This window comes from Marinobacter adhaerens HP15 (assembly GCF_000166295.1).
Taxonomy (GTDB): domain Bacteria; phylum Pseudomonadota; class Gammaproteobacteria; order Pseudomonadales; family Oleiphilaceae; genus Marinobacter; species Marinobacter adhaerens.
In genome coordinates this window covers 2320332-2333965 of record NC_017506.1, presented here as the reverse complement: position 1 = coordinate 2333965, position 13634 = coordinate 2320332, and the positions used below count along the sequence as shown (strand labels likewise).

Sequence of the window (13634 nt, the reverse complement as noted above, 5' to 3'; positions counted from 1 at the left end):
AACAGACGTTACTTATTCAGCAATTCAAGTTTACGTTAACAGGTCAGGAGCATAATCATGGCTGTACAGCAAAACCGTAAGACCCGTTCCAAGCGTGGCATGCGCCGTTCACACGACGCCCTGAGCGCCGCTGCTCTGAGCACCGATGCGACTACTGGTGAAGTTCATCGTCGTCACCACGTGTCTCCGGACGGCTTCTACCGCGGCAAGCAGGTAATCGAAGCACGCGACGAGTAATCTCGTTGCCGCTATGCACCGTCCCGAATCGGATGGCAGAACGGTGAAGCCGGTCACCATCACGATTGATGCAATGAGTGGCGACCGCGGGGCTGCCGTCGTGGTTGCCGCATCGCTGCGGGCGGTGCGTGAAAACGAAGCCTTGAGCATCGTTCTGGTGGGAATCCGGAGCGAGCTCGAGGCTTTGTTGCGTGAGGGGCACGCCCGAATTCGCATTGTCGAGGCGGCAGACGTTGTTCGGATGAACGAGCGCCCCTCCCACGCTCTCCGCCACAAGAAAAACTCTTCCATGGCCATCGCCCTGAGTCTTGTCCGCGATGGCGAGGCCCAGGGCTGTGTCAGTGCCGGTAACACCGGTGCATTGATGGCGTTCGGGCGCACCATTATCCGCATGTATCCGGGTATCGAGCGCCCGGCTATTGCCAAACTGATTCCCTCGCTCAGGGGGCGCTGTCACGTCCTTGATCTCGGCGCCAATGTCGACTCAACCGCCGAGAATCTCTATCAGTATGCCCTGATGGGGTCCCTGATGGCCTCTGCGATCTGCAGCCAGGCGGAACCAAGGGTCGCTCTTCTGAACGTCGGTGAGGAAGAGATAAAGGGCAATGAACAGGTCCGGCTGGCGTCTCATATGCTGGCCCAGTGCGATACCATCAACTACATCGGTTATGTGGAAGGTAGCGATCTGTTCCGGGACGTCGCCGATGTGGTCGTCTGTGATGGCTTTGTCGGCAATATAGCCCTGAAAACCGGCGAGGGTGTTGCCGGTCTCCTCATAGAGCTGATGGAACAGGCCTTCACACGAAATCTCTACGGCCGACTGGTCGGCCTGCTGGCCCGTCCGATTATCGGTCGGCTTCTGCAATTGATGGATCCTTCCCGACACAACGGTGCCAGTTTGCTCGGTCTTCAGGGCGTGGTGATCAAAAGTCATGGCAACGCCAACGAGCGGGCCATGTTGTCGGCCATTCGACAGGCCGTTCGGGAAGTTGAGCTGGAAGTACCCCGCCGTATCAACGAGCGTCTCGACGATCTCATGCTTTGAGTGCCTGAGACTAAAGTCTGTCCCGGTTTGGCCACGCATTCGCGGATAATTGGCCTAACTTGTACTATTGGCTAATCTCACGTAACCACCCAATGACGATAAGATCCCGCTTATGAAATCAGCCTTTATTTTTCCAGGACAAGGGTCGCAATCGGTGGGCATGCTTTCGGCTGCCGCTGAAGCCTGGCCCATCATCGACAGAACCTTTTCCGAAGCCTCCAATGTTCTCGGCTATGACCTCTGGGATCTCTGCCAGAAGGGGCCGGCGGAGGAATTGAATAAAACCATGGTGACGCAGCCTGCGCTCCTGACGGCCAGTATTGCCCTCTGGCGGCAGTGGTTTGTTGCCGGCGGTTCTTCTCCCGATTTTCTCGCCGGTCACAGTCTGGGAGAGTACAGCGCCCTGGTGGCGGCAGAGAGCCTCGATTTTGTTGAAGCGGTCAAGCTGGTTCGCCTGCGTGGTGAGCTCATGCAGGACGCTGTGCCGGCTGGGGAAGGGAAGATGGCAGCCATCCTTGGTCTTGAGGATGATGCCGTTGTGGCAGCCTGTCAGGATGCGGCACAGGGCGATGTGGTATCTGCGGTAAACTTCAATGCCCCTGGTCAGGTGGTTATTGCTGGCTCGGCAGCCGCAGTTGAGCGGGCTATTGAAGCCTGCAAGGAAAAAGGCGCGAAGAAGGCCATGCCATTGCCTGTAAGCGTGCCATCCCATTGCGCACTTATGAAAGGCGCAGCGGAGGAGCTGGCGAGAGCGTTGGAGGATGTTCGCTTTAATGATGCTGTCATCCCGGTTATACAAAATGTTAACGCTGCCGCCGAGACCGAATCCGCTACACTGAAGGCCAACCTTCTCAAGCAGCTTTATTCTCCGGTGCTCTGGGCGGACTCTGTGCGTGCCCTCGTTTCCAATGATGTCGAAGTTGCAGTCGAGTGCGGCACTGGAAAAGTGTTGGCAGGGCTGGCCAAACGTATCGACCGGGCTTTGGCCGTTCACAGTATCGAAGACCCGGATTCGCTGGCGAAGGCGCTGGACGCTTTCGGTCAGTCCTGAAACGAAAGGGAGTTATTCATGTCTCTGGAAGGTAAAACCGCACTGGTCACCGGTGCTACCCGCGGTATTGGTCAGGCCATTGCCCGTGCGCTGGCCGCGCAGGGTGCCGAGGTTGTCGGAACAGCAACCAGTGAAGCCGGTGCAGAATCCATCACCAACGATCTCCAGTCGGCCGGTTACAAGGGTTACGGCATGGTCATGAACGTTGCAGACCCTGCCAGCATTGAAGCCGGTTTGAAGGAGCTGACGGAAAAATCGGGGGCGCCCCTGATTCTGGTCAACAATGCCGGCATTACCCGTGATAACCTCCTGATGCGGTTGAAAGATGATGACTGGGCCTCGGTTCTGGAAACCAATCTGTCCAGCGTCTATCGGACCAGCAAGGCCGTGCTTCGTGGGATGGCCAAGGCCAAATGGGGCCGGATTATCAATATCAGCTCCGTGGTTGCCGGTATGGGGAATGCGGGGCAGGGCAATTACTGCGCCGCCAAGGCCGGGGTTGAAGGGTTTACCCGAAGCCTGGCCAAGGAAATGTCGAACCGCGGTATCACTGCAAATTGCGTGGCTCCCGGATTTATTGACACGGATATGACAAAAAAACTGGACGACAAGCAGCGCGGGGCTATGCTGGAAATCATACCCGCGGGTCGTCTGGGTGAGCCGGAAGAAGTGGCAGCCGTGGTTGCCTTCCTGGCATCAGATGCAGCCGGATACGTGACGGGTGAAACCATCAACGTGAACGGCGGAATGTACATGGGATAAGCCCCTTTCGGGGTCTGTGCGCAACCCCTTGTCGCACAACATGTTTATCAGAATCCCTGCTTGTTTGCAGGTAGGGTTTAAACTAAACTGGCAGCACTAGAGTTGCTTGGTTGACACACAAAGTGAGGACATTATGAGTACAGTTGAAGAGCGCGTGAAGAAGATCGTTTGTGAACAGTTGGGCGTTAAAGAGTCCGAAGTTCAGAACTCATCTTCTTTTGTAGAGGATCTTGGCGCTGACTCACTGGACACCGTTGAGCTGGTTATGGCACTTGAAGAGGAGTTTGAAACCGAGATTCCTGACGAGGAAGCCGAGAAGCTGACAAGTGTTCAGGACGCGATCGACTACATCGTCGCGCACACCTGATACTCTGCATTTAAGAAAGCCAGGCAAAAAGCCGTCCTTGTGAAATAGCGAGGGACGGCTTTTTTATTGGCCGAAAATCAGGTTCAATCGGCGTTCAGATTCATTCGGACAAGATCAGGTGCAACAGGTTATGACTAAACGGCGAGTTGTCATCACAGGTATGGGCATGCTGTCGCCAGTCGGCAATAGCGTGGAGTCGTCCTGGGAAGCGATTCAGGCCGGGCGCAGCGGGATCGGTATGATCGACCGCTTTGACGCGTCTGCCTACAACACCAGAATTGGTGGGGCCATTCGGGATCTGGACATGGAGTCCTACCTGTCCCCGAAGGATGCCAGAAAGCTTGATGCCTTTATCCATTATGGCCTGATTGCTGCGCAGCAGGCAGTTGACAGCAGTGGCCTGGAGTCGTTTGAGAAGCTTGATCGGGAGCGAGTAGGTATTGCAATCGGCTCCGGGATTGGCGGCCTTGAGTACATAGAGAAGAGCGTCCTGACCATGGACAAGTCGGGGCCCCGAAAGGTTTCCCCGTTTTCGTGCCTGCTTCTGTCATCAACATGATCTCCGGCAATGCCGCGATCCGTTTCGGATACCGTGGCCCCAACATTGCGATTGTGACAGCCTGCACTACCGGCACCCACAACATTGGTTACGCGGCCCGCACGATTGCCTATGGCGACGCCGATGTCATGCTGGCAGGTGGCTCGGAAATGGCGACGACGCGTACCGGTATGGCTGCGTTTTCGGCTGCGCGGGCTCTGTCTACCCGTAACGATGAACCGGAAAAGGCCAGCCGCCCCTGGGATAAAGACCGGGACGGCTTTGTGCTCAGCGATGGCGCCGGTGTCGTTGTGCTTGAAGAGCTTGAACACGCAAAGGAGCGGGGCGCCACCATATACGGTGAAGTTGTCGGTTTTGGTATGAGCGACGACGCCCACCACATTACAGCGCCGCCCGAAGATGGCGAGGGCGCCGCCCGATCCATGGCGAACGCAGTTCGTGATGCTGGCCTTGATCTGGAAGAAATCGACTACATCAACGCCCACGGCACCTCCACCCAGGTTGGTGACGTGGCCGAAGTGGCCGCAGTTCGTCGGGTGTTCGGCGCGCATGCCGAAAAGCTGGCCATGAGCAGCACCAAGTCCATGACAGGTCACCTGCTTGGAGCTGCCGGTGCTGTGGAAGCGATCTTCTCGGTTCTGGCGATTCGGGATGGGGTCCTGCCGCCCACCATCAATCTGGACAATCCGGATGAGGGTTGCGATCTGGACCTTGTGGCACACACGAGCCGTAAGGCGGATGTGCGGGTAGCCCTATCCAACTCCTTCGGGTTTGGTGGTACCAACGGCACCCTGATTTTCCGTCGCTACGAAGGCTGACCCCCGCCGTGTTTCGTCTTTTCTGGGCTGACGACGGTGGCTTGCCCGCCAATGACCGGGGTCTGGCCTATGGAGACGGGCTGTTTGAAACCATTCGGATGTCCGGTCAGAAGGGGGTTCTGCTATCCCGCCACCTGGAACGAATGGCGCGCGATGCCGGCCGATTGGGTATCGAGGTGTCGCGCAAAGAGCTCGCCAGCGTTTGCGTCGAGGCGGGGCAACGTTTTGCGGACCGCTTCAAGGGCGACGGCTGGGTTCTGAAGCTGACCCTGACCCGCGGCAGTGGCGGTCGAGGGTATCGCCCTGATCCGGGGATGGAGCCCAATTTGCTGGTTTCGGCATCGGCTTTGCCGCCGACACCGGACTCTGATGGTGTCGCCGTTGATTTCTCCAAGGTAACTCTGGCGGTTAATCCGTTATTGGCCGGGGTCAAGTCGCTGAACCGGATGGAGCAGGTCCTGGCGGCCGCCGAGCTCAAGCCATCGCTGTTCGAGGTCATCATGGCCGATCGTGAGGGAAACCTGGTTGAAGGCACTCGTACCAACATCCTGCTGCGGCAGGCTGATGGATGGGTGACGCCGCCGGCGTCGAGTCTGGCGGTTGCCGGTGTTCTCAGGCAGTGGCTGCTGGAGCGTCTGAGGCAGAGAGGCGAACCGGTAACAGAGCGCCCCGTCACTGTGCCCGATGTACTGGGTCCCGATTGTCAGGGAATGTTTCTCCTGAACAGCGTTCTGGGCATTGTTCCGGTTCTCACTATTGCCGGCCATCATTTGCCTGTGGATAGCGGACTTGCGACAATCTTCAATCCTCTCGAAACACTGGAATAAATCGTTTGCTCAAGAAGTTATTGCTTGCGTGCGTTTGTGTCGCCGTCCTTGCGTCTGCGGGATCCGGGCTGTGGGTATGGCAGGGGCTACAAGGCTTGAAAAAGCCGGTGGTGCTTGAAGAACCTCTTCTGTTTGACGTTCCCCAGGGCAGTTCATTTATTGAAGTCGTTGGTCGACTCGAAGCTGAGGGGTTGGTTTCAGACCGGCTCTGGCTGAGGTTATACGGTCGGCTGGAGCCCGAGCAGACGCGGATCAAGGCCGGTCAGTACGAGTTTCTTGATGGCATGAGCCCCAGGGACATGATCGGTGTCATGGTGTCGGGAGACACCAAGCACTGGTACGTCCAGTTTATAGAAGGCTGGACCTTCAAGGATATGCGAGCCGCTCTGGCGCAGGCCGAGCGACTTCAGAAAATCACCGGCGAGTGGACCAGCGAGCAGGTCATGGCGGCAGTTGGAGCCGAGGGTGAGCATCCCGAAGGAAGATTCTTCCCCGATACCTACGCCTTTACCAGTAGCGAGACCGATCTGGATTTGTTGAAGCGTGCCTTCAACCGGATGGAGACAGTACTGGCCGAGGAATGGGCGGCTCGGGAAGAGGGTTTGCCCTATGACAATCCCTACGAAGCCCTGATCATGGCATCTATCGTAGAACGCGAAACCGGTGCGCCCCATGAGCGGGAGCAGGTGGCAGGGGTGTTCGTCCGCCGTTTGCAGAAGGGAATGCGACTGCAGACCGACCCCACGGTTATCTACGGTATGGGTGACAGCTATCGGGGCCGGATCGGGCGTAAGGACCTGCGCACGCACACGCCCTACAACACATACCGAATCAATGGCTTACCTCCGACTCCCATCGCCCTGCCTGGCCGCGAAGCTATTCATGCGGCCCTGCACCCGGATGACGGTGATGCCCTGTACTTTGTTGCCCGGGGAGATGGCACCCACAAATTCTCGCGCACGCTCGCAGAGCATCAGAAAGCCGTACGTGAGTTTCAGTTAAACAGGCGTGAAGACTACCGCTCTTCACCGGCGCCAAAAAACAGTGATTCTGATGAGGATGCCGGATGAGAGTACGAGGGCAGTTCATAACCTTCGAAGGCACGGAAGGGGTTGGCAAATCGACCCAGCTGACGAATGCAGCCGACACGCTCGCTGGACTGGGCGTCGATTATATCGTCACCCGTGAGCCGGGTGGCACGCCCATGGCTGAGGCTGTTCGCGAGCTTTTGCTGGCGCCCAGGGATGAACCGGTCAACGAAATCACCGAGTTGCTGCTGATGTTTGCCGCCAGGGCCCAGCATCTGCATACCCGAATCCTGCCTGCGCTTGAGCAGGGCCAGTGGGTCTTATGCGACCGTTTCACCGATGCGACCTTTGCCTACCAGGGCGGGGGGCGTGGTGTTCCGGAGGAGCGAATTGCGCTTCTTGAAACACTGGTTCAGGGTGATATCCGCCCAGACCATGTTATTGTCCTTGATGCCCCCGTGGACACCGGGATGGCCAGAGCCCGAAAGAGGGGCGACCTCGATCGTTTTGAACAGGAAGATCTGGAATTCTTTCAGCGAATCAGGGAGACCTATCTCGCTCGCGCCATGGCCCAGCCCTCCAGGTATCACGTGATTGACGCTGCACGCCCGCTGGCCGAGGTTTCCGGGCAGGTTTCGGAATTGTTGAATCACTGGTTAAGTCGTTCACAGGCTGACTGAAAACTGTGAGTTTTCCCTCGGGTTCCAGTTCCATTCGTGCACTTTCTATAATGTTCTGCTTTAATTGAGGAACATTCTCAGTTAAACGCTGGCAGTTTTAATGGTTAACGCGAAACTTCTGAAGCTTCCCATGGCCGCGCACCAGCACCGGCATGAACACCACCAGATTGTCATAGGGGTGCGTGGCGAAGCCGAGTTGAGCGTCGATGGAGCCGGGGCTCAACTGGATACCTGGAGAGCTTATCTGGTGCCCACGGAAGCGCGCCACGATTATCGCGGTAACGACAAGAATCATGTTCTTGTGATCAATCTTGATCCGCTTACTCCGGCCGTCAACTCGCCAGCACACGCCGATTACGAGCGCATGATGCGGGTTTTTGAAAAGCCGCGGACTCTCCAAATGGACAGTCGTTTGCACGGGCTGGTTCAGTTTGCCGCCGGCGAGTTCGACCGGGCACCGGATCATATTACGCTCCAGCAACACCTTGCTTCGAGCATTCTGTACTGCATGGCCGATCGTATTACCGAAGGCCGTTCGTTCTCCTCAAACCGGAATGCCATCAGCCCTGAGGCAGTCCGTCGTTACATTCTCAAAAATCTCCACAAAAAGATCACCGTCGAAGATATGGCAGGAGAGGCTTGCCTGAGTGTTAGCCGTTTCCATGAGGTGTTCAGAGAGTTGGCAGGCATAACGCCCCACCAGTTCCTGTTACAGACACGCCTCGAACAGGCCGCTACCCTCCTTTCCAAAACTACCCTTACGGTGTCTGAAATCAGTTACCGAACCGGTTTCTCATCTCAAAGTGCACTGACAAATGCACTGCGTAAATACAAAGGGACTACGCCCTCACGACTGCAGGTTGGTGACCGAGTGGCCTGATTTGGCATGCCGGTTTCCCAGTCCCGTAGGATTGTGCAAAAGAATCGTAGGATTTCGTAAGCCCGGAATCCGTACTAATACTAAGTTATAGCGACTGAGCCCCGGTCTCATGCATGCGTGCGGGGCGCGAGTCGCAAATCTTCTTTGTGTGCTCAGGTTCAGGAAGTTGTTACAAGGAAAATTCCTGCTTCATTCGAGATGGAACTTGGAAAGAAAAGAAGAATAGTGCAGCGAGTTGGCGTCAGGTCAGCCATGTGCTTTGCGAGCGGACCTGGTCCGACTCATTAAACCGGAGGAGCCCCTATGGCTATTGGTGTTTGGATAAGTCTCTTTTTATATTTCGCGCTCATGATTGCCATTGGCGTTTTCGCAATGCGCAGAGCGACGTCTTCCTCTGAGGACTATATGTTGGGCGGTCGCGCCCTGAGTCCAAAGGTGGCAGCGCTTTCCGCTGGTGCTTCTGACATGAGTGGCTGGTTGCTCCTGGGTCTGCCCAGGGCGCTGTTTGCGTCGGGTTTGGGATCGGCCTGGATCGGTATTGGTTTGCTCGTGGGGGCATTCTTCAACTGGACACTGGTCGCCCCGCGTCTGCGTGAACAGACGGTTCACTATGGCAATGCGATTACTATCCCGTCTTTCCTGGCGAACCGCTTTCCGACACAGGCCCTGTCCCTGCGTACGGTGTCGGCCATCGTCATCGTGATCTTCTTCGCGGTTTACACGGCATCCGGCCTCGTCGCCGGTGGCAAGCTGTTCGAAAGCGCGTTTTCCGGCATCTTCAACTTTGGTGGTTTGAGCGATTACGCCGTAGGTATTGTGATCACCCTCGGTGTGGTTCTGGCATACACCGTGGTGGGCGGTTTCCTGGCGGTGAGTCTGACCGACTTTGTTCAGGGCTGTATCATGATGCTGGCGCTGGTCATCATGCCGGCGGTCGTACTCTTTGGTGAAGGCGGCGGGGGTTTTGCCCAGGCGTCGCAAACACTAAATGAGGTCGATCCCACCTTGCTGTCCTGGACGGAAGGGCTGACCTTCATCGGCTGGCTCTCTGCGGTTACCTGGGGCCTGGGTTACTTTGGTCAGCCCCACATCATTGTGCGTTTCATGGCCATCCGCACCCTGAAAGATGTACCGGTTGCCCGGAACATCGGTATGAGCTGGATGCTGATTTCCCTGATCGGCGCGATTTCACTGGGTGTGTTCGGTCGCGCGTACGCCATCCGAAATGGCATGGACGTACAGGATCCGGAAACCATCTTTATTATCCTGTCAGACATGCTGTTCCATCCGCTGATTACAGGCTTCCTTTACGCGGCCCTGCTGGCGGCGGTGATGAGTACCATCTCCAGTCAGTTGCTTGTGTCGTCTTCGTCGCTTACAGAAGATTTCTATCGCCTGTTCCTGCGTAAGGAAGCAAGCGACAAGGAATGCGTGAATATTGGCCGTGTGTGCGTTGTCCTCGTCGGCCTTGTCGCTGCCGTCATCGCATCCGATCCGAACTCTCAGGTTCTGGCTCTGGTGGCTAACGCGTGGGCCGGCTTCGGTGCCGCATTTGGCCCGCTGATCATCCTTTCACTGATGTGGCCGCGCACCAACGGTGCCGGGGCCATCGCAGGTATGGTTGTCGGTGCAGCCACCGTTATGATCTGGATTTCACTGGGCTGGAACGGTTCGTTCATGGGTGGTCCAGGTGTTTACGAAATCATTCCCGGTTTCATTGCTGCCTTCATTGCCATCCTGGTAGTGAGCTCGGCAACCGCCGATGCCGGAGAATACCAACATATCGAACGGTAAACAGAGAACGCGCAAAACGCGTTGCAAGAAGTGAAAAGGACTCCTCCGGGAGTCCTTTTTTTGGTCATAATGATTCCGGATCGGGGGCTTCCTCCTTTCGAATCCTCCAATCTTCGATGGGGCGCACTGAGTGACTGTTCTGGAAATCGTGGCTTTACTGTCGATCGGCGGCATTGCCGGATTTATAAACGTTCTCTCTGCCGGCGGTTCCATGCTGACCCTGCCCTTGTTGATGTTTCTGGGTCTGCCGCCCCAGGTCGCCAACGGCACGAACCGGGTGGCGATAACCCTGCAGAGTATCACTGCTGTAGGCAGCTTCTACCGCATGGGGCATGGCAACCTTGTTGTCAGTCTGCACCTGGCGATTCCTGCGGTTCTGGGCTCTCTGGTGGGTGCCTGGGTCGCTACCTGGGTCTCCGACGCCGTGTTCGAATGGGTGCTGGTGTCGGCCATGATCGGCGCTTCCGTCTTCATGTTGTTGCCACAGCCGGTTCTCAATACCCGTCCATTGACGCCCGAGCGGCTTGGCCCGGCTGTCTACCTGGCGATGTTTGTTGTTGGCATGTACGGCGGATTCATCCAGGTTGGTGTCGGTGTGCTTTTCCTTGTGGTGCTATACCACATGCTCAAGATCGACTTGCGCCAGGTGAACGTGCTCAAGGTCTCGATTGTGTTGCCGTTTACCTTTGCTGCACTGGTGGTGTTTGCCCTCAACGACCAGGTGCGCTGGGGCGTGGGCCTGACCCTGGCACTGGGCAACGTTACCGGCGCTTTCATTGCTACCCGGGTCAATATGAGCAAACGCGGCGCACGCTGGATCAAGGGGATAACCCTTGTCATGGTGGCTGCGATTCTGGTGAGGCTAGTTATCTACTGATTGTAGGGTCATCCCGGGTGGGTAATCAGGCATAAAAAACGCCAGCCGGGGGCTGGCGTTTCCGTGGAGCTAAACCCTGAAGGTCAGTGCTCAGGCAACGTTCGCCTCAGCAGCCTTCTTGGTGTAGTTCTCCATCTGGTCGAAGTTGAGATACTTGTAAATCTCTTTCGACATGCTGTTCAGGTCCTTCGCGTACTCCATGTACTCCGCAGGGGAGGGGAGTTTGCCCAGAACCGCACCCACAGCCGCCAGTTCCGCAGACGTCAGGTACACGTTGGCACCATCGCCGAGGCGGTTCGGGAAGTTACGGGTGGAAGTGGACAGGACCGTCGACTTCGGCGCTACGCGTGCCTGGTTACCCATGCACAGGGAGCAGCCCGGCATCTCGGTGCGAACACCGGCGGTGCCGTAGGTGTTGAAGTAACCTTCTTCCATCAGCTGCGCCTGATCCATCTTGGTCGGCGGCGACATCCACAGACGCGTGCTCAGCGGGCCTTTGTGCTGCTCAAGCAGTTTGCCGGCGGCGCGGAAGTGACCGATGTTGGTCATGCAGGAGCCAATGAATACTTCGTCAACCTTGTCGCCAGCCACTTCGGACAAGAACTTGGCATCGTCCGGATCATTCGGGCAGCATACGATCGGCTCTTTGATGTCGGCCAGATCGATTTCGATGACGTGTGCATACTCGGCATCTTTGTCGGCACGCATGAGCTTCGGATCAGCCAGCCACTCTTCCATCTGCTGGGCACGACGCTCCAGGGTACGCGGATCGCCGTAACCCTCGGCAATCATCCAGCGCAACATGGTGATGTTGGAACGCAGGTACTCGGCCACGGAGTCTTCAGACAGGTTGATGGTACAACCCGCGGCGGAACGCTCGGCGGAAGCGTCAGACAACTCGAACGCCTGCTCAACGGTCAGGTGCTCAAGGCCTTCAATTTCCAGGATGCGGCCGGAGAATTCGTTGATCTTGCCTTTCTTCTCAACGGTCAGCATGCCTTGCTTGATGCCGTACAGCGGGATGGCGTGTACCAGATCGCGCAGGGTGATGCCGGGCTGCATTTCGCCCTTGAAGCGAACCAGAACGGATTCCGGCATGTCCAGAGGCATAACGCCGGTCGCCGCGGCAAACGCTACCAGACCGGAACCGGCCGGGAAGGAGATGCCCATCGGGAAACGGGTGTGGGAGTCACCACCGGTGCCCACGGTGTCCGGCAGCAGCATGCGGTTCAGCCAGGAGTGGATGATACCGTCGCCCGGGCGCAGTGAAACACCGCCGCGGGTACGGATAAAGTCCGGCATGGTGTGCTGCATTTCCACGTCAACCGGCTTCGGGTAGGCAGCGGTGTGGCAGAAAGACTGCATAACCAGATCAGCCTGGAAGCCCAGACACGCCAGGTCTTTGAGTTCGTCCCGGGTCATCGGGCCGGTGGTGTCCTGGGAGCCCACGGTGGTCATGTGCGGTTCGCAGTAGGTGTTCGGACGAACGCCTTTGCCTTCTTCCAGGCCACAGGCCTTACCAACCATCTTCTGGGCCAGGGTGAAGCCTTTGGTGCCGGCTTCGGGATCTTTTGGCAGGCGGAACAGGTCGGTCGCGCCCATGCCCAGTGCTGTGCGGGCCTTGGCAGTCAGGCCACGGCCGATGATCAGCGGGATACGGCCGCCAGCCTGAACTTCGTCCAGGATCACGTCAGACTTGAACTTGAACTCGGAGATAGTCTCGCCAGCCTCGTTCAGGATCTTGCCGTCATACGGGCGGATCTCGATAACATCGCCCATGTTCATGTCGTCGACGGGGGCTTCGAACACCAGGGCACCGGCATCTTCCATGGTGTTGAAGAAGATGGGAGCGACCTTGTTACCGATGCAGACACCGCCGGCACGCTTGTTCGGCACGCCCGGAATGTCGTCACCGAAGAACCACAGAACGGAGTTAGTGGCCGACTTACGTGAAGAACCGGTACCGACAACATCACCCACGAAGGCAACGGGCAGGCCCTTGGCCTTGATCTCGTCGATCTGGCTCATGGGACCGGTAACGCCGGGCTCTTCCGGCTTCAGGCCGTCGCGTTCCATTTTGTAGGCAGCGCGGGCATGCAGCGGGATGTCCGGACGGGACCAGGCATCCGGAGCCGGAGACAGGTCGTCGGTGTTGGTTTCGCCAGTGACCTTGAACACCACCATCTTGGTGCTCTCTGGTACCTTCTTCTTATTGGTGAACCACTCGCCGTTGGCCCAGGATTCGATAACTGCCCTGGCAACCGGATTGCCAGCGTCCATCTTTTCCTTCACGTCGTTGAAGGCGTCGAACATCAGCAGGGTGCGCTTCAGCTGCTCACCGGCCAGCTCAGCCAGCTCCGAGTCGTCCAGAAGATCAACCAGGGTCGCAATGTTATAGCCACCCTGCATCATGCCCAGCAGCTTGACTGCTGTCGGCTTGTCCAGCAGCGGAGAGGAGGCTTCGCCTTTTACGATAGCAGTCAGGAACGCGGCCTTTACGTAGGCGGCTTCGTCGACACCCGGCGGTACGCGGTTTTCCAGGAGATACACCAGGGTGTCTTCCTCGCCGGCCGGCGGGTTTTTCAGCAGATCGACCAGAGCAGCAGTCTGCTCGGCGTTCAGGGGCTTGGGAGGAATACCCAGGGCTTCACGTTCGGCAACGTGTTCACGATAGGCTTCTAACACGATATGGACCCTCATCAGTTGGAA

The 13634-nt window shown here is 57.4% G+C and carries 12 protein-coding genes and 1 pseudogene; 12 read left to right on the top strand and 1 reads right to left on the bottom strand.

Translation table 11 applies throughout. From position 1 onward, the window contains the following. The first annotated feature begins 57 nt into the window (after nucleotides 1–57). The 12 genes and pseudogenes from rpmF (at nucleotide 58) to HP15_RS10990 (ending at nucleotide 10925) form a co-directional block, all read left to right on the top strand. Entirely contained in the window at nucleotides 58–237 is a 180-nt protein-coding gene (rpmF, locus tag HP15_RS11045; RefSeq protein ID WP_008174968.1) for a 50S ribosomal protein L32, read from the top strand. 43 nt (nucleotides 238–280) lie between these two features. Continuing rightward, nucleotides 281–1282, top strand: coding sequence for a phosphate acyltransferase PlsX (gene plsX, locus HP15_RS11040; RefSeq protein WP_014577545.1), 1002 nt, complete (start codon nucleotides 281–283; stop codon nucleotides 1280–1282). Between the two features lie 112 nt (nucleotides 1283–1394). Continuing rightward, entirely contained in the window at nucleotides 1395–2333 is a 939-nt protein-coding gene (gene fabD / locus HP15_RS11035; RefSeq protein ID WP_041645307.1) for an ACP S-malonyltransferase, read from the top strand. An 18-nt stretch (nucleotides 2334–2351) separates the two neighbouring features. Continuing rightward, complete coding sequence (gene fabG / locus HP15_RS11030; protein ID WP_008174974.1) at nucleotides 2352–3095, top strand: 3-oxoacyl-ACP reductase FabG; 744 nt, start codon at nucleotides 2352–2354, stop codon at nucleotides 3093–3095. 133 nt (nucleotides 3096–3228) lie between these two features. Further along, complete coding sequence (gene acpP, locus HP15_RS11025; RefSeq protein ID WP_008174976.1) at nucleotides 3229–3462, top strand: acyl carrier protein; 234 nt, start codon at nucleotides 3229–3231, stop codon at nucleotides 3460–3462. A gap of 130 nt (nucleotides 3463–3592) precedes the next feature. Beyond that, a pseudogene (fabF, locus tag HP15_RS11020) lies at nucleotides 3593–4839 on the top strand (beta-ketoacyl-ACP synthase II). Between the two features lie 8 nt (nucleotides 4840–4847). After that, entirely contained in the window at nucleotides 4848–5666 is an 819-nt protein-coding gene (gene pabC / locus HP15_RS11015) for an aminodeoxychorismate lyase (protein ID WP_014577541.1), read from the top strand. 5 nt (nucleotides 5667–5671) lie between these two features. Next, nucleotides 5672–6736 carry an endolytic transglycosylase MltG gene (mltG, locus tag HP15_RS11010; protein ID WP_041645306.1) on the top strand — a complete coding sequence of 355 codons (1065 nt, stop codon included), beginning with the start codon at nucleotides 5672–5674 and terminating at the stop codon, nucleotides 6734–6736. Further along, on the top strand, nucleotides 6733–7374 hold the full coding sequence (gene tmk / locus HP15_RS11005) for a dTMP kinase (protein ID WP_014577539.1): 642 nt from the start codon (nucleotides 6733–6735) through the stop codon (nucleotides 7372–7374). The genes mltG and tmk overlap by 4 nt, the downstream gene beginning before the upstream one ends. 100 nt (nucleotides 7375–7474) lie before the next feature. Then, the gene (locus tag HP15_RS11000) at nucleotides 7475–8254 is read left to right on the top strand and encodes an AraC family transcriptional regulator (protein ID WP_014577538.1); all 780 of its coding nucleotides are present in this window, start codon (nucleotides 7475–7477) and stop codon (nucleotides 8252–8254) included. A 303-nt stretch (nucleotides 8255–8557) separates the two neighbouring features. Beyond that, nucleotides 8558–10048: a sodium/proline symporter PutP gene (gene putP, locus HP15_RS10995; protein WP_041645305.1), complete on the top strand. Its 1491-nt coding sequence runs from the start codon at nucleotides 8558–8560 to the stop codon at nucleotides 10046–10048. Between the two features lie 130 nt (nucleotides 10049–10178). Continuing rightward, the gene (locus HP15_RS10990) at nucleotides 10179–10925 is read left to right on the top strand and encodes a sulfite exporter TauE/SafE family protein (RefSeq protein ID WP_014577536.1); all 747 of its coding nucleotides are present in this window, start codon (nucleotides 10179–10181) and stop codon (nucleotides 10923–10925) included. Nucleotides 10926–11015: 90 nt separating this feature from the next. Here the strand turns inward: HP15_RS10990 and HP15_RS10985 are convergent, their stop codons facing one another. Next, nucleotides 11016–13610, bottom strand: a complete 2595-nt coding sequence (locus HP15_RS10985; RefSeq protein WP_014577535.1) for a bifunctional aconitate hydratase 2/2-methylisocitrate dehydratase — start codon at nucleotides 13608–13610, stop codon at nucleotides 11016–11018. Between the last annotated feature and the right edge of the window lie 24 nt (nucleotides 13611–13634).

Coding starts and splice junctions, on each gene's coding strand:
- rpmF (WP_008174968.1), top strand. CDS start 58: ATGGCTGTACAGCAAAACCGTAAGACCCGTTCCAAGCGTGGCATGCGC.
- fabD (WP_041645307.1), top strand. CDS start 1,395: ATGAAATCAGCCTTTATTTTTCCAGGACAAGGGTCGCAATCGGTGGGC.
- fabG (WP_008174974.1), top strand. CDS start 2,352: ATGTCTCTGGAAGGTAAAACCGCACTGGTCACCGGTGCTACCCGCGGT.
- acpP (WP_008174976.1), top strand. CDS start 3,229: ATGAGTACAGTTGAAGAGCGCGTGAAGAAGATCGTTTGTGAACAGTTG.
- tmk (WP_014577539.1), top strand. CDS start 6,733: ATGAGAGTACGAGGGCAGTTCATAACCTTCGAAGGCACGGAAGGGGTT.
- HP15_RS11000 (WP_014577538.1), top strand. CDS start 7,475: ATGGTTAACGCGAAACTTCTGAAGCTTCCCATGGCCGCGCACCAGCAC.
- putP (WP_041645305.1), top strand. CDS start 8,558: ATGGCTATTGGTGTTTGGATAAGTCTCTTTTTATATTTCGCGCTCATG.